Genomic DNA, 16,830 nt, shown 5'->3' with positions numbered 1-16,830 from the left:
TGGAGCGAGACGGCGCGGGCGCAGATGGCCGTCCTTCAGGCCCGGGGAATGACGCCCGAGGACCACCTTTTCGACATCGGCTGCGGCGCCCTTCGGCTCGGCCATCTGGCCGTGCCTTACCTCAAGCCGGGGCACTACTGGGGCACCGATGCCTCGCTTGAGCTGATGCGGCACGGGCGCCTGCACGAGTTTGCCGAGCCAGACCGCCTGCCCGAGCATCACCTTGTAAAGGATGAAGAATTTGCCTTCCCGGGCATCCCCGCGACGATCACCCTCGCCATCGCCTGGGGCGTCTTCACCCACCTTCCCGCCCCGGTCCTGCCCCCTGCGCTGGCCACCCTGCGCGCCCGGTTTCCACGTCTCCGCGCAGGCCTCGTAACGCTCTTTCTCTCTGACACCGAAGGCCCCACGCGCCAGCCGGACGGCGTCGTAACCCATGCCGACCGCCCGCCCTACCACCGTCCCCGGGCCGAGGTGGAGGCCGAGGCCCGCGCCGCCGGGTTCACCCCGTCATGGGGGGACGAGAATCTCCCCCGCGGGCAGGCGCTTCTGATCCTGACCTGAGGAATTCCGGACCCCTCCGCCATCGCCATTGACCCGCGCGGCCTTGGGGCAGACACTTCACGCGGTCAGTGACATGAGGCTTTCCATGATGCGCGCCGCCCTCCTCTCCCTCGCCCTCTTCGCCGCGCCGGTCGGTGCCGAAACGATTTCCGAAGAAATCGCCCGCACCGGCATCGGCCCGACGAGGGATCGCCTAGCCGCCATCCAAACCCCTGAGAATGCAGAACTTTTCGCCCTGGCAGGTCTCCGCTTCCTCGGTGGCGTCGAGGCGGCCCTGCAGCTTCGCTGGCAAACCGGGGTCCGCGCGGACTGGTCCGAACTTCCCATCCTGCGCCTGCCGATTCCGGAAAACCCGAACGCCCGCACCTTCGAACCCGCTGATTTCACGACACTTCTGACCAGGCTTGACGCCGAAATGGAGAGCGCCCGCACCGCACTGTCGCAGCTCGGTGACGGGGACTTCGCTCTGGAAATCCGCCTCGCAGATCTCTGGTTCGACATCGACATGAACGGCACCCGCGGCGAGGGCGAGGACATCGCCTCGGTCGCGGGCCTGACCCTTGGCGGCGCGCGGATGATCGTGGAACCGGTCGCCGACCCGGTCATCCGCTTCGACACCGCCGACGCGGCATGGTTAACGGCCTATACCCATTTCCTGTCGGGCTTCGTCTCGACCGCCATGGCCTATGACCCCGAACCCGCGATCCGGCGGGTGATGGACTCCTCGGCCGCGATCTATGCGCTTTGGGGCGACACTCCCCCACCGAACGCGCTCGACATGATGTTCGGCCGCCAGGTCGACCGGGTGGCGATGGTCCTTTTTGCCCTGTCGAAGACCCCGGACAAGACCCTCGCGCTGGATGCCCACGGGCACTTCCTGTCGATGATCGAAGAGAACCGTCGCTTCTGGTCGCTGGTCGCGGCCGAGACGGACAATGACCGCGAATGGGTGCCGAACGACCGGCAGACCTCGGGCCTTGGGCTCAACGTCCCGCCGGGGACGGGGGAGCGTTGGCAGGCGGTGCTGGCCGATGCCGAGGCGCTCTTGAAGGGCGAGGCGTTGATCCCGCATTGGCGCTTCGGGGCCGAGGCTGGGATCAATCTGAAAAAGGCCTTCGAAAATCCGCCTGCCGTCGACCTTGTCACCTGGATTCAGGGCGAGGGGCTGCTTCCTTACGCCGAGAAGGGCCGACGGATCAGCGCCGATGCCTGGCGGGACTTCGAGCGTCTCGTCTCGGGCGATGCGATCCTGTTCGCGGTGTTCCTGAACTGACAGCTCATCGCTTCCTTCGGGCGCTCTTCGCTGGTGCCGCCGTCAGCGAAGAGCGCCCGAAGGAAGCGATGAGCGTCAGGCGCCGTGAAGCCCGACGATGACCGTCTCCAGCGTCGCGACCAGCTTGTCGGCGATCTCGTCCAATTCCGTATCCGTCGCATTGAACGGCGGCGCGAGGATCACCGTATCCCCTGCCGCCCCGTCGACGTGCCCGCCCGATGGATAGCAGATCAGCCCGCGCCGCAGCCCCTCGGCCCGGATGCGACCGTTGACGCCCAGGCTGGCTGCAAAGGGGGCCTTGGTCTCGGGGTCCGCTACCACCTCGACGCCGATGAAATAACCCCGGCCCCGCACGTCCCCGACCTCTGGCAGATGTGCCAGCCGCGTGCGCAACTCCGCCTGCCAGCGCGGGCCCCTGTCGCGGATGCGGGCCAGAAGCCCCTCGTCAGCGACGATCTTCTGCACTGCCAGCCCGGCGGCAAGGCAGGCCGTGTGGCCGGTGTAGGTGTGCCCGGTGAGGGGGCCGCCATGGCCCGCCGCCATCACATCGGCGATCTCTTTCGTGTAGATCGCCGCGCCAAGGGGCAGGTAACCGCCCGACAGCGACTTCGCCACGGTGATGATGTCAGACATGAAACCGTCGTCCTCAGACGCGCGCCAGACGCCGGTCCGGCCCGACCCGCACATGACCTCGTCGCAGATCACCAGCACCCCGTGGCGACGACAGACCTCGGCCACTGCGCGGCCATAGCCTTCTGGCGCGGGCAGGGCACCACCGGCGGCACCGACCACCGGCTCGAAGATGAAGGCCGCCACGGTTTCAGGGCCAAGGCGTAGGATTTCGGCTTCGAGCTCTGCGGCCAGGTGGGCAACCAGCCCCTCACGGCTCACCCCCGTCGGCAGGCGGTAGGCATTCGCGGCGCTCACCCGGCCCACCGCAGACAAGGCCCCGGCAAAGGCGCGCTGGCGGTCTTCGAAGCCGGAAAGGGCCGTCGCCATCAGCGTGTTGCCGTGCCAGGACCGTTTCCGGGCGATGAAGTTCACCCGGTGTGGTTCGCCCCGGTCGAAGTGGTATTGAAGCGCGATCTTCACCGCGCTTTCCACGGCCTCGGACCCGCTGGTCGTGTAGACCATGTCCGAAAGACCCGTGGCCTGGCACAGTCTGTCGCTCAACTCCTCCAGGGGATCGCTGGTGAAAAGGTAGCGATAGCCATAGGCCACCTTCTCCATCTGCGCCGCGACGGCCGCGTTCACGCGGGGATCGCCATGCCCGACCGAGAACACCGCCGGTCCGCCCGAGCCGTCGATGTACTGCCGCCCATCGGTGTCCCAGAGATAGACGCCGCGTCCGTGGCTGATCCGGGGCAGCGGCCCCTGCGTGATGTCATTGGCGCTTGGGCGGGGCATCATCGGTCTCCTTCTGTCTGGCCACAGGCTTCGCAAGCGGCCCGATCCTTGTCAATCTGACCAGGACGGGGGTGAGTCGCCGTCGCATCTGGCGTTACCGCCACCATGTGATCACGAATTTCAGGCCTGTGATCACACATTTCCAAATCGTGATCACATCCGTCAATTTCAGGGCATTTTCCCTGCTTTTCAGGCATATGGCGTTTGGAACCGCGCGCAACCCGTGCCAAAACGCCGCTGATCAATCCCGGCTGTCGAAGGGGCGCGCCATGAACATCCACGAATACCAGGCCAAGGCGCTTCTGCGCAGCTACGGGATCCCGGTCAGTGATGGCCGCGTGGTCCTGAAGGCCGAGGACGCCAAGACCGCCGCCGGGGAGCTTGACGGCCCGCTTTGGGTGGTGAAGAGCCAGATCCACGCCGGGGGCCGCGGCAAGGGCAAGTTCAAAGAGCCCGAGGCAGGCGACAAGGGTGGCGTCCGTCTGGCCCGCTCGGTCGGCGAGGCCGCCGAATTCGCCCGCCAGATGCTGGGCCGCACGCTTGTCACCATCCAGACCGGCCCGGCGGGCAAGCAGGTGAACCGCATCTACATCGAGGACGGTTCCGACATCGACCGCGAGTTCTACCTTGCCTTCCTGATCGACCGGAAGACCAGCCGCATCTCGATCGTCGCCTCCACCGAGGGCGGCATGTCGATCGAGGACGTGGCCCACGACACGCCCGAAAAGATCCACACCTTCACCATCGACCCCGCCACCGGCCTGCAGGATTTCCACGGTCGCCGCGTCGCCTTTGCGCTGGGGCTGGAAGGCGCGCAGGTCAAGCAATGCGTGGGCATCGTGAAGAACCTTTACCGGCTCTTCATCGACAAGGACATGGACATGCTGGAGATCAACCCCTTCTGCGTGCTGAAGGACGGGACGCTCCGCCTTCTTGACGCGAAGATGGGCTTCGACGGCAACGCGATCTACCGCCACCCTGACATCGCCGCGCTGCGCGACGAGACCGAGGAAGACCCGAAGGAACTCGCCGCCTCGAAGTTCGACCTCAACTACATCGCGCTGGATGGCGAGATCGGCTGCATGGTCAACGGCGCCGGCCTTGCCATGGCCACGATGGACATCATCAAGCTTTATGGGGCGGAACCCGCCAACTTCCTTGACGTCGGCGGCGGCGCCACGAAGGAGAAGGTGACCGAGGCCTTCAAGATCATCACCTCCGACCCGCAGGTGAAAGGCATCCTCGTCAACATCTTCGGCGGCATCATGCGCTGCGACATCATCGCGGAAGGCATCGTCGCGGCGGTGAAAGAGGTGGGCCTGAAGGTGCCGCTGGTCGTGCGGCTGGAAGGGACCAACGTCGATCTTGGCAAGAAGATCATCAACGACTCCGGCCTCAACGTCATCGCCGCCGATGACCTGAAGGACGGGGCCGAGAAGATCGTGAAAGCCGTCAAGGGATAACCCGTAGGGCGGGGCCTGCCCCGCCTTGCCACGCATTGATTGGCGGGGTGAACCCCGCCGTACGGAGAAAAGAATGTCCGTCCTCGTAAACAAATCCACCCGCGTCATCTGCCAGGGCTTCACCGGCAGCCAGGGCACCTTCCACTCCGAACAGGCCATCGCCTATGGCACACAGATGGTTGGCGGGGTGACCCCCGGCAAGGGCGGGACCGAACACCTCGGCCTCCCCGTCTTCGACAGCGTGCATGAGGCCGTCGCCAAGACCGGTGCCGATGCGACCGCGATCTACGTGCCGCCGCCCTTCGCTGCCGACTCGATCCTCGAGGCGATCGACGCTGAAATCCCGCTGATCGTCTGCATCACCGAAGGGATCCCGGTCCTCGACATGATGAAAGTGAAGCGCGCCCTCATCAACTCGAGGTCCCGCCTGATCGGCCCGAACTGCCCCGGCGTCCTGACCCCCGGCGAATGCAAGATCGGCATCATGCCGGGGTCGATCTTCTCCAAGGGTTCCGTGGGCGTCGTCTCCCGCTCCGGCACCCTGACCTATGAGGCCGTGAAGCAGACGACCGACGTCGGCCTCGGCCAGACCACCGCCGTCGGCATCGGCGGCGACCCGATCAAGGGCACCGAACACATCGACGTGCTCGAGATGTTCCTCGCCGACCCCGAGACCCATTCGATCATCATGATCGGCGAGATCGGCGGCTCGGCGGAAGAAGACGCCGCCCAGTTCCTCGCCGATGAAAAGAAGAAGGGCCGCTGGAAGCCCACCGCCGGTTTCATCGCCGGCCGCACCGCCCCCCCCGGCCGCCGCATGGGCCATGCCGGCGCCATCGTCGCCGGCGGCAAGGGCGACGCGGGGTCGAAGATCGAGGCGATGAAAAGCGCCGGGATCGTCGTGGCCGACAGCCCGGCGGGCCTCGGTGAAGCGGTTCTGAAAGCAATCGAGGCGTAGGTCGGGGGTCTCCCCGACTCACTTTCCCGGCGGGGGACGCCCCGCCCCATGAAGGAAACCCGTCATGACCGACCAATCCCCCGCCGCCGCCTTCGCCGCCTCGTCCTTCCTCGACGGGGCCAACGCCGATTACGTCGACCAGCTGGCCGCCCGCCATGCCGCGGACCCCGCGTCCGTCGACCCGGCATGGGCCGCCTTCTTCCAGTCCCTGGGCGATAGCGAGGTCGACACAAAGCGCGCCGCATCCGGCCCCTCCTGGGCGCGCGCCGACTGGCCGCCGCAGCCTGCCGATGACCTGACCGCGGCCCTCACCGGCGAATGGGCCGCCCCGCCGCCCGCCAAGGAAGCAAAGGCCGCCGGGCAGAAGATCGCCGCCAAGGCTGCCGAGGCGGGGGTGACGCTCTCCAACGAACAGATCCAGCGCGCCGTCCTCGACTCGATCCGCGCCCTGATGATCATCCGCGCCTACCGGATCCGGGGCCACCTTGCCGCCGACCTCGACCCCCTGGGCATGACCGAGCGCGGCAACCAGCCCGAGCTTGACCCCAAGTCCTACGGCTTCACCGAAGCCGACATGGACCGCCCGATCTTCATCGACAACGTGCTGGGCCTGACCCACGCCTCGATGCGCGAGATCATCGACATCGTGAAGCGCACCTACTGCGGGACCTTCGCGCTCCAGTACATGCACATCTCCGACCCCGAACAGGCCGGCTGGCTGAAGGAACGGATCGAAGGCTACGGCAAGGAAATCGCCTTCACCCGAGAGGGGCGCAAGGCCATCCTGAACAAGCTCGTTGAAGCCGAGGGCTACGAGAAATTCCTTCACGTCAAATACATGGGCACCAAGCGTTTCGGCTTGGACGGGGGCGAGGCGCTGATCCCGGCGATGGAGCAGATCATCAAGCGCGGCGGCGCGCTTGGCGTGAAGGAAATCATCATCGGGATGCCGCACCGCGGCCGCCTGAACATCCTGGCGAACGTGATGCAAAAGCCCTACCGGGCGATCTTCCACGAATTCCAGGGCGGGTCCTACAAGCCCGAGGATGTGGACGGCTCGGGCGACGTGAAATACCACCTCGGCGCCTCCTCGGACCGTGAGTTCGACGGCAACAAGGTCCACCTTTCCCTCACCGCGAACCCCTCGCACCTCGAGGCGGTGAACCCCGTCGTCCTCGGCAAGGCGCGCGCCAAGCAGGACCAGATGAACGACGCGGCCGAACGCATCGCGGTGTTGCCGATCCTCCTTCATGGGGACGCGGCCTTTGCGGGCCAGGGCGTCGTGGCGGAATGCCTGCAGCTTTCGGGCATCAAGGGCCACCGCACCGGCGGCTGCATCCACATCATCGTCAACAACCAGATCGGCTTCACCACGGCACCCGCCTTCAGCCGAACCTCGCCCTACCCGACCGACATCGCCCTGATGGTCGAGGCGCCCATCTTCCACGTCAACGGCGACGACCCCGAGGCCGTGGTCCATGCCGCCCGCGTCGCCACCGAATTCCGCCAGAAGTTCCACAAGGACGTGGTCATCGACATCTTCTGCTACCGCCGCTTCGGTCACAACGAAGGCGACGAGCCGATGTTCACCAACCCGGCGATGTACAACCGCATCCGCAAGCAGAAGACGACGCTCCAGCTTTACACCGACCGCCTCGTCGCCGACGGGCTGATCCCGGAAGGCGAGATCGAGGACATGAAAGCCGCCTTCCAGGCCCGCCTGAACGAGGAGTTCGAGGCCGGCAAGGCTTTCCTGCCGAACAAGGCCGACTGGCTGGATGGCCGCTGGAAGAACCTTGAGACCAAGGACCTGAACAACTACCAGCGCGGCGAAACCTGGATCAAGGCCGAGACACTGGCCGAGGTCGGCGCGGCCCTGACCCGCGTGCCCGAAGGCTTCGACATTCACAAGACCGTGGCCCGCCAGCTTGAGGCCAAGCGCGAGATGTTCGCCAAGGGCCAGGGCTTCGACTGGGCGACTGCCGAGGCGCTGGCCTTCGGCTCGCTCCAGGTCGAGGGCTTCAACGTCCGCCTCGCCGGCCAGGACTGCACCCGTGGCACTTTCAGCCAGCGCCACTCGGGCTGGATCGACCAGACCACCGAAGAGCGCCACTATCCCCTGAACCACATCCGCCCCGGCCAGGCGCGGTATGAGGTCATCGACTCGATGCTCTCGGAATACGCTGTCCTCGGGTTCGAGTACGGCTACAGCCTTGCGGAACCGAACGCCCTGACCCTCTGGGAAGCGCAGTTCGGCGACTTCGCCAACGGCGCGCAGATCATGATCGACCAGTTCATCAACTCGGGCGAATCGAAATGGCTGCGGATGTCCGGCCTCGTCGTCCTCCTGCCGCACGGGTTCGAAGGCCAGGGGCCGGAGCATTCCTCCGCTCGCCTAGAGCGATTCCTGCAACTCTCGGCAGAGGACAACTGGATCGTCGCCAACTGCACCACCCCGGCGAACTACTTCCACATCCTGCGCCGCCAGCTGCACCGGACCTACCGCAAGCCCCTGATCCTGATGACACCGAAGTCGCTTCTCCGGCATCCGATGGCGGTCAGCAAGGCCGAGGATTTCACCGACGGTTCGACCTTCCACCGCGTCCTCTGGGACGACGCGCAGAAGGGCAACTCAGCGCAGAAGCTGAAGGCCGACGACAAGATCAAGCGCGTCGTCCTCTGTTCCGGCAAGGTCTACTACGACCTTCTGGCCGAACGCGACGCGCAGAAACTGGACGATGTCTACCTCCTGCGCGTCGAACAGCTTTACCCGGTGCCGACCATCTCTCTCGGCCAGGAACTCGCCCGCTTCCCGAAGGCCGATTTCATCTGGTGCCAGGAAGAGCCGAAGAACCAGGGCGCCTGGTCCTTCATCGAGCCCGAGATGGAAACGATCCTGACCAAGGTTCGCGGCAAGCCGACCCGCATGTCCTACGCCGGACGCAAGGCCTCGGCCTCGCCGGCCACGGGCCTTGCCTCGCGCCACAAGCATGAACAGCAAACCCTCGTCGCAGAAGCCTTGGGCCTCTGACACGCCCTGACCGGAGACTTTGAAATGACTGACGTGATGGTTCCCGCCCTTGGCGAATCCGTGTCCGAGGCGACCGTATCCACCTGGTTCAAGAAACCGGGCGACGCGGTGAAGCAGGACGAAATGCTGTGCGAGCTTGAGACGGACAAGGTCTCGGTCGAGGTTCCCAGCCCCGTGACCGGTGTTCTGGCCGAGATTATCGCCCCGGAAGGCACGACCGTGGCGGCAAATGCCCGCCTTGCCATCGTGACCGAAGGGGCCGCCGCCGCGGTGCCGACCGCCCAGAAGCCAAAGACCGAGGATCCGAAGATCGCGGTCGCCGCCGCCGTCGGCTCACCTGGCGCGGGACATGAGGAAGTCACCCCCCGCGCCGATGTCGAGAACGCACCCTCGGCGAAGAAGGCGATGGCAGAGGCCGGACTTTCCGCCGATGCGGTCAAGGGCACCGGCCGCGACGGGCGGATCATGAAGGAAGATGTGGCCAAGGCCGTCGCCGCCCCCGCGCCCGCCGCGGCCCCGACCCCGGCGCCCGCCCCGGTCGCGGTCCCCCGCGCGCCGATCCCGGCCGAGGATGCCGCGCGCGAGGAGCGGGTGAAGATGACCCGCCTGCGCGCCACCATCGCCCGGCGGCTCAAGGATGCGCAGAACACCGCCGCGATGCTGACGACCTACAACGAGGTCGACATGTCCGGCATCATGGCGCTGCGGAACGAATACAAGGACGCCTTCGAGAAGAAGCATGGCGTGAAGCTCGGCTTCATGTCCTTCTTCGTGAAGGCCTGCTGCCACGCGCTGAAGGAAGTCCCCGAGGTCAACGCCGAGATCGACGGCGGCGACATCGTCTACAAGAACTACGTCCACATGGGCGTCGCCGTCGGCACGCCATCCGGCCTCGTGGTGCCGGTGGTAAGGGACGCCGATCAGATGGGCTTTGCCGCGATCGAGAAGAAGATCGCCGAGCTTGGCCTCCGCGCCCGCGACGGGAAGCTTTCGATGGCCGAGATGCAGGGCGGCTCCTTCACCATCTCGAACGGCGGCGTCTACGGCAGCCTGATGTCCTCGCCGATCCTGAACCCCCCGCAGTCCGGCATCCTTGGGATGCACAAGATCCAGGACCGCCCGGTTGTGGTAAACGGCCAGATCGTCATCCGCCCGATGATGTACCTGGCGCTCAGCTACGACCACCGGATCGTGGACGGCAAAGGGGCGGTGACGTTCCTGGTGCGGGTGAAAGAGGCGCTGGAGGACCCGCGTCGGCTACTGATGGATTTGTAAGCGGCGTCGACATCGTAAGGTGCGCTACAGCGCACCTCCGGATGGTGCGCTGTAACGCACCCTACGCCAGCCCAACCCGGATCCCGTGATGACCCGACCCACCCCCATCACCGCGCCCGAAGCACATCCCCTCCCCCGCCGTGGGAAGGGGATGGGGGTGGGGGGCACGCCAGATGAAACCATGCTCCAGCGTCTCCAGGCCAACTGGGTCTACGGCGGCACCTTGGCGGCGCTCGTCCTCCTCGCCCTGACCCCGATCCTCACCGCCGGCTGGCCCTTCCCAGACCGCCTGACCTGGCTCACCCTCCCCGCCTACATGCTCCACCAGTACGAAGAGCACGACGCCGACCGCTTCCGCCTTTTCGTCAACGACCTGGCCAAAGGCCCCGCGCTCGGCATCGCAGACGTCTTCTGGATCAACATCCTCGGCGTCTGGGCCGTTCTGGCGGCCGTGATCTGGGCCACCCGCAGCATTGACTCCGGTTGGGGCGTCACCGCCGGCTGGTTTCTGCTCATCAACGGCGCCGGGCATCTGGCACAGGCCCTTGCGCTATGGCGGGGCAATCCCGGCCTCTGGACCGCCGCAATCCTGTTCCTGCCCCTCGGCGCGGCAATCCTGCTGACGGGGACCGCCTCGACCGGACAGCACGCAGCCGCAGCGATCTTCGTCCTGCTGCTCCACGCCGCCATCGTCATTCGAGCCCGGACGAACCTGAAGAGGGCAGCCGCTTGACCCGCCCGTTCCGCCTGCCGATCCTGCTTCTCACCCTCCTTGCGACCGGTGCCACCGCCCAGATCATCCCCACCGGCACCCCCGCCGCCGATATCCTTCTCTCCCAGGCCATCGCCGAGCATCGCATCTTCCTCACCTGCTCTGCCCTTGACCCTGCCACCCACGCGCAGATCCTGCAGAACTGGCAGCGCGACGTGACCGACGCCGCCGCCATCCTGGCAGCGAACGCCATCCCGTCCGAGGCCATCGCCGCCTTTGAGGCCGCCGCAGAACCGGGAAACCTGCTCCCCGCCGCCGACACGCCCTTTGACGCGGTGAAGGCGCTCTGCGACGGCAATCCCGACTGGCAAAAGCGCTACTACGAAATCAACCTCACCGTCCTCGCCCTGAAACTCCCGCAGGCCTTCCAATGACGTCCGAGCTTACCGCCCTCGCACTCGCCGGCCTCCTGCAGGCCCTGCAGTTCACCGTCTTTGCCATCCCGGCCAACAAGGAACTGGGCGTCGGCTACACCTCCAGCCCCCGCGACCGTCCGCCCAGCCGCGAAATGTCCACCGTCACCGGCCGCCTCCAGCGCGCGCTCAACAACCATTTCGAGGCGCTGATCCTCTTCACCCTTGCCGTCGTGGTCGTGACGCTGGGCAACCAGTCCACCCCGGTCACCCAATACGCGGCCTGGACCTACCTTGCGGCCCGCATCCTTTACATCCCCGCCTACGCCTTCGGCTGGCGCCCTTGGCGCTCGGCCATCTGGGCGGTAGGCTTCCTTGCAACCCTGACGATGATCGTGGCGGCCCTTCTCTGACGGCCGCCGAAAGGACAGAACCATGGCAGATTTCGACACCATCATCATCGGCGCCGGTCCCGGCGGCTATGTCTCGGCGATCCGCGCGGCCCAGCTCGGCCAGAAGGTCGCTGTCGTCGAGGGGCGCGAGACGCTGGGCGGCACCTGCCTCAACGTCGGCTGCATCCCGTCGAAGGCGCTGCTGCACGCGACGCACCTTTTGCACGAGACGCATGAGAATTTCGCCAAGATGGGCCTGATCGGCGCCGCACCATCGGTCGACTGGGCGAAGATGCAGGCATACAAGGCCGAAGTCGTCGGCCAGAACACCAAGGGGATCGAGTTCCTCTTCAAGAAGAACAAGGTCACCTGGCTGAAGGGCTGGGGCACGATCCCCGCGCCGGGCCAGGTCAAGGTCGGCGACGAGGTCCACTCGGCCAAGAACATCGTCATCGCCACCGGGTCTGAAGCCTCCAGCCTTCCCGGCGTCGAGGTGGACGAGGAAACCGTCGTCACCTCCACCGGCGCCCTCACCCTGGGCAGGATCCCGAAGACCATGGTCGTGATCGGCGCGGGCGTCATCGGGCTGGAGATGGGCTCGGTCTACGCCCGCTTGGGCACCGAGGTGACCGTCGTCGAATACCTCGACGCCATCACCCCCGGCATGGACGCCGAGGTTGCTAAGACCTTCCAGCGCATCCTCGCGAAACAGGGCCTCAAATTCGTCCTCGGCGCCGCCGTCCAGTCGGTGACCAAGGGCAAGACGGGCGCAACCGTCACCTACAAGCTGAAAAAGGACGACAGCGAGGCAAAGCTTGAGGCCGAGGTCGTCCTCGTTGCCACCGGCCGCAAGCCCTATACCGCCGGTCTGGGCCTTGAGGCGCTGGGGGTCGAGATGGGGCCGCGCGGCACGGTCAAGACCGACGCGCATTTCCAGACCAGCATCCCCGGCCTCTACGCCATCGGCGACGCCATCGCCGGCCCGATGCTGGCCCACAAGGCCGAGGATGAAGGCATGGCAGTCGCCGAGATCCTGTCGGGCAAGCATGGCCACGTAAATTACGGCGTCATCCCCGGCGTGATCTACACCACGCCTGAGGTCGCGAACGTCGGCCAGACCGAGGAACAGCTCAAGGCCGAGGGGCGTGCCTACAAGGCCGGCAAGTTCCCCTTCATGGGCAACGCCCGCGCCAAGGCCGTCTTCCAGGCCGAAGGGTTCGTCAAGATCCTGGCCGACGCCACGACCGACCGCATCCTTGGCGCGCATATCATCGGCCCGGCGGCAGGCGACCTGATCCACGAAATCTGCGTGGCGATGGAATTCGGCGCATCGGCGCAGGACCTCGCCCTGACCTGCCACGCCCATCCCACCTGGTCCGAAGCGGTGCGTGAAGCCGCCCTTGCCTGCGGCGACGGCGCGATCCACGCCTGAGGCCACCGCTGTCCCGGTCCCCAACGGGGGCCGGGTCAGGTGCTGTGCAGCCGCGGCACCAGCGCCTGCGAAGGATCCAGCGCAACCGGCTGGAACAAGGGAAAGCCCGCCTCCTTCATCGCGATCGCATCGGTATACCGGAAACTGGCAAAGTAACGCTCGACGCCGAAGCTCTCGATATCCTGCTCCATGAACTCGGCGACGATGGCGTCGTAGTTGTCCTGCAAGACCCGGTTCCCCGGCGACAGGTTCGACACGCACAGCACCCCCGTCGGGCGCAGGTTCAGCATGGTCAGCATGAGGTCCGGCCGCCAGCGCTGCAGGATCGGCAGCAGTTTCCAGACATCGCCCGTCCATGCCTGGCCTTGAACGGTCGAAAGGTCCCGCGTGGTCATGTTCAGGTTATGCGGCACAAGGTCATGCATCATGATGACCCCCTTGGGGTCGCTTGCCGCTTCGGTCCCGATGAAATCGCGCAGGAGGAATTCGAAGAGGTGCATCCCGTCCAGGAAACTCGCGCCCAGCCGGATGCCGTTGCGCTCCAGAAAGCCCGAGGCGAAGAAATCGTCGCTGGTCGACTGGAACACATGCAGCGCCGGCTTCTGGCCGATGATATTGATCGACGTGCGGAAGAAGGGATCGACCGCGATGGTCTTGCTGCGCACCGGGGCGAAGGACTCGCCCGTGCGGCAGCCGATCTCCAGGTACCAGTCGAACAGGAGTTCACTGTGCAACCAGGTCAGAAAATCCCGGTATCGCGCGCCCAGCGGCCTAAGATACATCCACGCACTCTCCATCGGCACGCCGCCTGACCGGCGCTGCGGCACTTGGTGCAGCATCACCGGGCAGGCGTCAATTGCCAGCGGGTCGTCAATGCGCGGGGCGGATAAAGGTGCCGTTCCGAAGTTCGCGGAAGGCCTGCTGCAACTCGGCTTCGGTGTTCATCACAATCGGCCCGGCCCAGGCCACCGGCTCTTCGATCGGCGCGCCAGAGATCAGAAGGAACCGCACCCCCTCCGGTCCCGCCGTCACCGTCACCTCGTCGCCCGCGCCAAAGCGCACCAGCGTCCGATTGCCGGAAAGGTCGCGGATGTTAACCTCCTGCCCCGCGACTTCCTTCTCCAGCAGCACGCCCTCGGGCCGCGCCGCGTCCCGAAAGCTCGCCGCTCCGTCGAAGACATAGGCAAAGGCGCGGCGGCGGGTATCGACCTTGAAGGTCTTCCGCTTGCCTGCCGGGACAAATACGTCAAGGTACTGCGGTTCCGCCGCGATCCCCTCGACCGGGCTGCGGACACCACGGTAATCCCCGATCACCACGCGGATGCTCGTGCCGTCATCCTCGAACCGCTCCGGCAGTTCGGTACCGGCGATGTCCTGATAGCGCGGCGCGGTCATCTTCAGCGCTTTCGGCAGGTTGCCCCACAGCTGGAAACCGTGCATCCGGCCCATCGCATCGCCCTTCGGCATCTCCTGGTGCAGGATGCCCCGCCCCGCCGTCATCAGCTGCAAGGACCCCGGCCCGAGGATGCCCCGGTTGCCAAGGGAGTCACCATGCTCCACCGTCCCGGCCAGCACATAGGTGATCGTCTCGATCCCCCGGTGCGGATGCCAGGGGAAGCCCGCCATGTAATCCCGCGGCCGATCGCCCCGGAAATCGTCGAACAGAAGGAACGGGTCCGCCTCGGTCGGGTCCTGGAACCCGAAGGCGCGGTGCAGGTGGACGCCCGCCCCTTCGATATGCGGCTGGGCGCGGCGGGTCTCGATCACGGGACGGATGGACATGGGGGCCTCCTGAATTGCGTTGCGCTGAAGATGGGGCGAAACGCGTCATCGGCCAATGCGCAAATCTTGGGGCCAATTGTGCGAGGGCGCACCGGACGCGCCTCCTCGTGCGACTTCGTCTTCTCGTCGGCTGGCCCTCGGCGAGGAGCGACGAAGTCGACGACGAGCGGTAAGGTCAGGTGCCGGACGGCACGAACCGCAGGACCCCCGCCACCCGGTTCTTCCCGGTGTCCGACGGATGCGCGACCCCGTCCATGACCGGCACCTCAGAAAGATCAAAGGGGCTCATCCCCTCGATGCAGGCAAGGTTGATCCCGTAAAGCGTCGGGTCCGAGCGGCGCTGATGGTGGGTATAGATGCCGCAGGTCTTGCAGAACCAGTGCTTCGCGGTCCGCGTGTTGAACTGGTAGAGCGTCAGGTTGTCCTCGCCCCGCAGGAACGCGATCCCGTCCAGCCGCGCCGAAACCACGACGGCTCCCCGCATCCGGCAATAGGAACAGGTGCAGCGCCGGGCGCTGGCCAGCCCCCCGGCAAGCCGCACCGTAAAGGCGACCGCCCCGCAATGGCAGGCGGCATTCAGCACGTCGTCGTCCGTATCCATTGTCAGGACCCTTTCCGGTCTGCCGCGCCACGGCCTGTGGCGGGCCTGGACGAAATCATGACGAAAACCCTAATGACCACGATCAACACACTGATTTGAAACGATAAGTCAAATTTGACCACTGTGGTCACTCACCCAGCCAGATGCCGCAGCCCTTGGGTCACGTCGGTCCGGACCGCCAACCGAAGGCCCGGTTCGTCCCCTGCCTTCAGCGCGGCAAGGATCATCCGGTGGTGCTGCGGCGGCTCCCTCCGCTTCACCCTGGCATAGACAGCCCGCATCGTGGGCCCCAGCTGCAGCCAGACGGTTTCACACATCGCCAGCATCGCTGGGGTCTGGGCCCGCAGGTAGAGCGTCCGGTGGAACTCCAGGTTCGTGCGGACATAGGCCACCGCATCGCCCCTCACCGCCGCCTCGCCGTTGGCCATGTTGATCGCCGCCAGCCGCTCGATCAGCGCGAAATGGGCGCGGGGCAGCGCACGTGCGGCCATCTCGGGCTCCAGAAGCGCCCGGATCGCCGCCAGTTCCTCGATCCTCTCGGGCGAAAGGGCGGGGGTCGAGATCCGCCCCGACGACGACAAGGTCAGCGCCCCTTCCGCCACCAGCCGCCGCACCGCCTCACGCGCCGGGGTCATCGAGACGCCATAGGTCTTGCCCAGCCCCCGCAGGGTCAGCGCCTGCCCGGGGTCAAGCTCGCCATGCATGACCTGCTGGCGCAGGCTGCGGTACAGCCGTTCATGCGCGGCGGCGTTGGGGTCGGTGGGACGGGTCGTGACCATGCCCGGCAGGGAAGCACCCCGCTGCGGTGCCGGTCAATCCTGAAAGCGCAAGCGGTGGAGCGCCTGCCCATGCGCATGAAGCCAGGCGCGTTCCGCCTTCCAGCCGGGGCAGACGCGGGTCACCACCGCCCAGTAGGCCGGGGAATGGTTCAGCTCCACCAGGTGGGCCACCTCATGCGCGGCCACGTAATCTAGGACTGAAGGGGGCGCGAGGATCAGCCGCCAGGAATACATGAGCCGCCCATCGGGCGAGCAGGACCCCCAGCGGGACCGGGTATCGCGCAGGGCAAGGCTGGAGTAGCTCCGGCCCACCAGCCCCGCATAACGGGTCGAGGCGGCAGCCAGCCTGTCCCGGGCCAACGCCTTCGCCCAGGCCGCCACGCGGGCGCCGGCGGTCTCGGGCTTGCCTGGGACCAGAAGCTGGTCTCCCTCGACCCTGATCCCGCGCCCTGCCCCGGGGACCAGCGTCAGCATCCGCCCCTCCACCGGGATCACCGACCCGATCCCCACCGCCTGCACCGCGCTTTCCGGCATCGCCTGCAGGGTGTCCCGCAGCCAGCCCTCGTGCCCCTTCAGGAACGCGAGCGCCTCCCCCTCCCGTGCCCGAAGCGGCATCGACAGCGTGACCTTCCCGTCCAGCCGCGACACCCTGAGCGAGAATCGCCGCGCCCGCGCCGACCGCTTCAGATGCACCTCGACAGGAGGAGAGCCCGGCAGGACCGGCATGGAAAACCCCTTGAAACCTTCC

Annotated in this window: 16 protein-coding genes; 10 read left to right on the top strand and 6 right to left on the bottom strand. The window is 66.4% G+C overall.

The window, feature by feature from the left end; translation table 11 throughout:
* Positions 1-24: 24 nt before the first annotated feature.
* Positions 25-564 carry a class I SAM-dependent methyltransferase gene (locus AC2D9V_RS09540; RefSeq protein WP_484713837.1) on the top strand — a complete coding sequence of 180 codons (540 nt, stop codon included), beginning with the start codon at positions 25-27 and terminating at the stop codon, positions 562-564.
* A 73-nt stretch (positions 565-637) separates the two neighbouring features.
* Positions 638-1,837 (top strand): hypothetical protein, encoded by a 1,200-nt coding sequence (locus AC2D9V_RS09535; RefSeq protein WP_484713836.1) that lies wholly within the window; start codon positions 638-640, stop codon positions 1,835-1,837.
* 75 nt (positions 1,838-1,912) lie between these two features.
* Here AC2D9V_RS09535 and AC2D9V_RS09530 read toward each other — a convergent pair whose 3' ends face one another.
* Positions 1,913-3,244, bottom strand: a complete 1,332-nt coding sequence (locus tag AC2D9V_RS09530) for an aminotransferase class III-fold pyridoxal phosphate-dependent enzyme (protein ID WP_484713835.1) — start codon at positions 3,242-3,244, stop codon at positions 1,913-1,915.
* A gap of 269 nt (positions 3,245-3,513) precedes the next feature.
* On the opposite strand from AC2D9V_RS09530, the gene sucC reads away from it, so the two are divergent.
* The 8 genes from sucC to lpdA all read left to right on the top strand — a co-directional run bounded on the left by sucC (position 3,514) and on the right by lpdA (position 12,920).
* On the top strand, positions 3,514-4,707 hold the full coding sequence (gene sucC, locus AC2D9V_RS09525; RefSeq protein ID WP_484713834.1) for an ADP-forming succinate--CoA ligase subunit beta: 1,194 nt from the start codon (positions 3,514-3,516) through the stop codon (positions 4,705-4,707).
* Positions 4,708-4,780: 73 nt separating this feature from the next.
* Positions 4,781-5,665, top strand: coding sequence for a succinate--CoA ligase subunit alpha (gene sucD / locus AC2D9V_RS09520; RefSeq protein ID WP_484713833.1), 885 nt, complete (start codon positions 4,781-4,783; stop codon positions 5,663-5,665).
* A gap of 64 nt (positions 5,666-5,729) precedes the next feature.
* On the top strand, positions 5,730-8,696 hold the full coding sequence (locus AC2D9V_RS09515) for a 2-oxoglutarate dehydrogenase E1 component (RefSeq protein WP_484713832.1): 2,967 nt from the start codon (positions 5,730-5,732) through the stop codon (positions 8,694-8,696).
* 24 nt (positions 8,697-8,720) lie between these two features.
* Positions 8,721-9,971, top strand: a complete 1,251-nt coding sequence (gene odhB, locus AC2D9V_RS09510) for a 2-oxoglutarate dehydrogenase complex dihydrolipoyllysine-residue succinyltransferase (RefSeq protein ID WP_484713831.1) — start codon at positions 8,721-8,723, stop codon at positions 9,969-9,971.
* An 88-nt stretch (positions 9,972-10,059) separates the two neighbouring features.
* On the top strand, positions 10,060-10,704 hold the full coding sequence (locus AC2D9V_RS09505) for an HXXEE domain-containing protein (protein WP_484713830.1): 645 nt from the start codon (positions 10,060-10,062) through the stop codon (positions 10,702-10,704).
* Positions 10,701-11,117, top strand: coding sequence for a hypothetical protein (locus AC2D9V_RS09500; RefSeq protein ID WP_484713829.1), 417 nt, complete (start codon positions 10,701-10,703; stop codon positions 11,115-11,117). The genes AC2D9V_RS09505 and AC2D9V_RS09500 overlap by 4 nt, the downstream gene beginning before the upstream one ends.
* Positions 11,114-11,509, top strand: a complete 396-nt coding sequence (locus AC2D9V_RS09495) for an MAPEG family protein (protein WP_484713828.1) — start codon at positions 11,114-11,116, stop codon at positions 11,507-11,509. The genes AC2D9V_RS09500 and AC2D9V_RS09495 overlap by 4 nt, the downstream gene beginning before the upstream one ends.
* Positions 11,510-11,531: 22 nt before the next feature.
* Entirely contained in the window at positions 11,532-12,920 is a 1,389-nt protein-coding gene (gene lpdA / locus AC2D9V_RS09490) for a dihydrolipoyl dehydrogenase (protein WP_484713827.1), read from the top strand.
* Between the two features lie 35 nt (positions 12,921-12,955).
* Here lpdA and AC2D9V_RS09485 read toward each other — a convergent pair whose 3' ends face one another.
* The 5 genes from AC2D9V_RS09485 to AC2D9V_RS09465 form a co-directional block, all read right to left on the bottom strand.
* Positions 12,956-13,759 (bottom strand): class I SAM-dependent methyltransferase, encoded by an 804-nt coding sequence (locus AC2D9V_RS09485; RefSeq protein WP_484713826.1) that lies wholly within the window; start codon positions 13,757-13,759, stop codon positions 12,956-12,958.
* Positions 13,760-13,790: 31 nt separating this feature from the next.
* Positions 13,791-14,702: a pirin family protein gene (locus AC2D9V_RS09480; RefSeq protein ID WP_484713825.1), complete on the bottom strand. Its 912-nt coding sequence runs from the start codon at positions 14,700-14,702 to the stop codon at positions 13,791-13,793.
* A gap of 175 nt (positions 14,703-14,877) precedes the next feature.
* Positions 14,878-15,303: a GFA family protein gene (locus AC2D9V_RS09475; RefSeq protein ID WP_484713824.1), complete on the bottom strand. Its 426-nt coding sequence runs from the start codon at positions 15,301-15,303 to the stop codon at positions 14,878-14,880.
* A 131-nt stretch (positions 15,304-15,434) separates the two neighbouring features.
* Entirely contained in the window at positions 15,435-16,082 is a 648-nt protein-coding gene (locus AC2D9V_RS09470) for a GntR family transcriptional regulator (protein WP_484713823.1), read from the bottom strand.
* A 33-nt stretch (positions 16,083-16,115) separates the two neighbouring features.
* Positions 16,116-16,808 (bottom strand): M48 family metallopeptidase, encoded by a 693-nt coding sequence (locus AC2D9V_RS09465; protein WP_484713822.1) that lies wholly within the window; start codon positions 16,806-16,808, stop codon positions 16,116-16,118.
* Between the last annotated feature and the right edge of the window lie 22 nt (positions 16,809-16,830).

It is taken from the genome of Tabrizicola sp. T46, from assembly GCF_057219895.1.
The sequence above is the reverse complement of the archived record's forward strand: the minus strand, read 5'-3'. Positions and strand labels throughout refer to the sequence as shown.

Coding starts and splice junctions, on each gene's coding strand:
- AC2D9V_RS09540 (WP_484713837.1), top strand. CDS start 25: ATGGCCGTCCTTCAGGCCCGGGGAATGACGCCCGAGGACCACCTTTTC.
- AC2D9V_RS09535 (WP_484713836.1), top strand. CDS start 638: ATGAGGCTTTCCATGATGCGCGCCGCCCTCCTCTCCCTCGCCCTCTTC.
- AC2D9V_RS09530 (WP_484713835.1), bottom strand. CDS start 3,244: ATGCCCCGCCCAAGCGCCAATGACATCACGCAGGGGCCGCTGCCCCGG.
- sucC (WP_484713834.1), top strand. CDS start 3,514: ATGAACATCCACGAATACCAGGCCAAGGCGCTTCTGCGCAGCTACGGG.
- sucD (WP_484713833.1), top strand. CDS start 4,781: ATGTCCGTCCTCGTAAACAAATCCACCCGCGTCATCTGCCAGGGCTTC.
- AC2D9V_RS09515 (WP_484713832.1), top strand. CDS start 5,730: ATGACCGACCAATCCCCCGCCGCCGCCTTCGCCGCCTCGTCCTTCCTC.
- odhB (WP_484713831.1), top strand. CDS start 8,721: ATGACTGACGTGATGGTTCCCGCCCTTGGCGAATCCGTGTCCGAGGCG.
- AC2D9V_RS09505 (WP_484713830.1), top strand. CDS start 10,060: ATGACCCGACCCACCCCCATCACCGCGCCCGAAGCACATCCCCTCCCC.
- AC2D9V_RS09495 (WP_484713828.1), top strand. CDS start 11,114: ATGACGTCCGAGCTTACCGCCCTCGCACTCGCCGGCCTCCTGCAGGCC.
- lpdA (WP_484713827.1), top strand. CDS start 11,532: ATGGCAGATTTCGACACCATCATCATCGGCGCCGGTCCCGGCGGCTAT.
- AC2D9V_RS09485 (WP_484713826.1), bottom strand. CDS start 13,759: ATGCTGCACCAAGTGCCGCAGCGCCGGTCAGGCGGCGTGCCGATGGAG.
- AC2D9V_RS09480 (WP_484713825.1), bottom strand. CDS start 14,702: ATGTCCATCCGTCCCGTGATCGAGACCCGCCGCGCCCAGCCGCATATC.
- AC2D9V_RS09475 (WP_484713824.1), bottom strand. CDS start 15,303: ATGGATACGGACGACGACGTGCTGAATGCCGCCTGCCATTGCGGGGCG.
- AC2D9V_RS09470 (WP_484713823.1), bottom strand. CDS start 16,082: ATGGTCACGACCCGTCCCACCGACCCCAACGCCGCCGCGCATGAACGG.
- AC2D9V_RS09465 (WP_484713822.1), bottom strand. CDS start 16,808: ATGCCGGTCCTGCCGGGCTCTCCTCCTGTCGAGGTGCATCTGAAGCGG.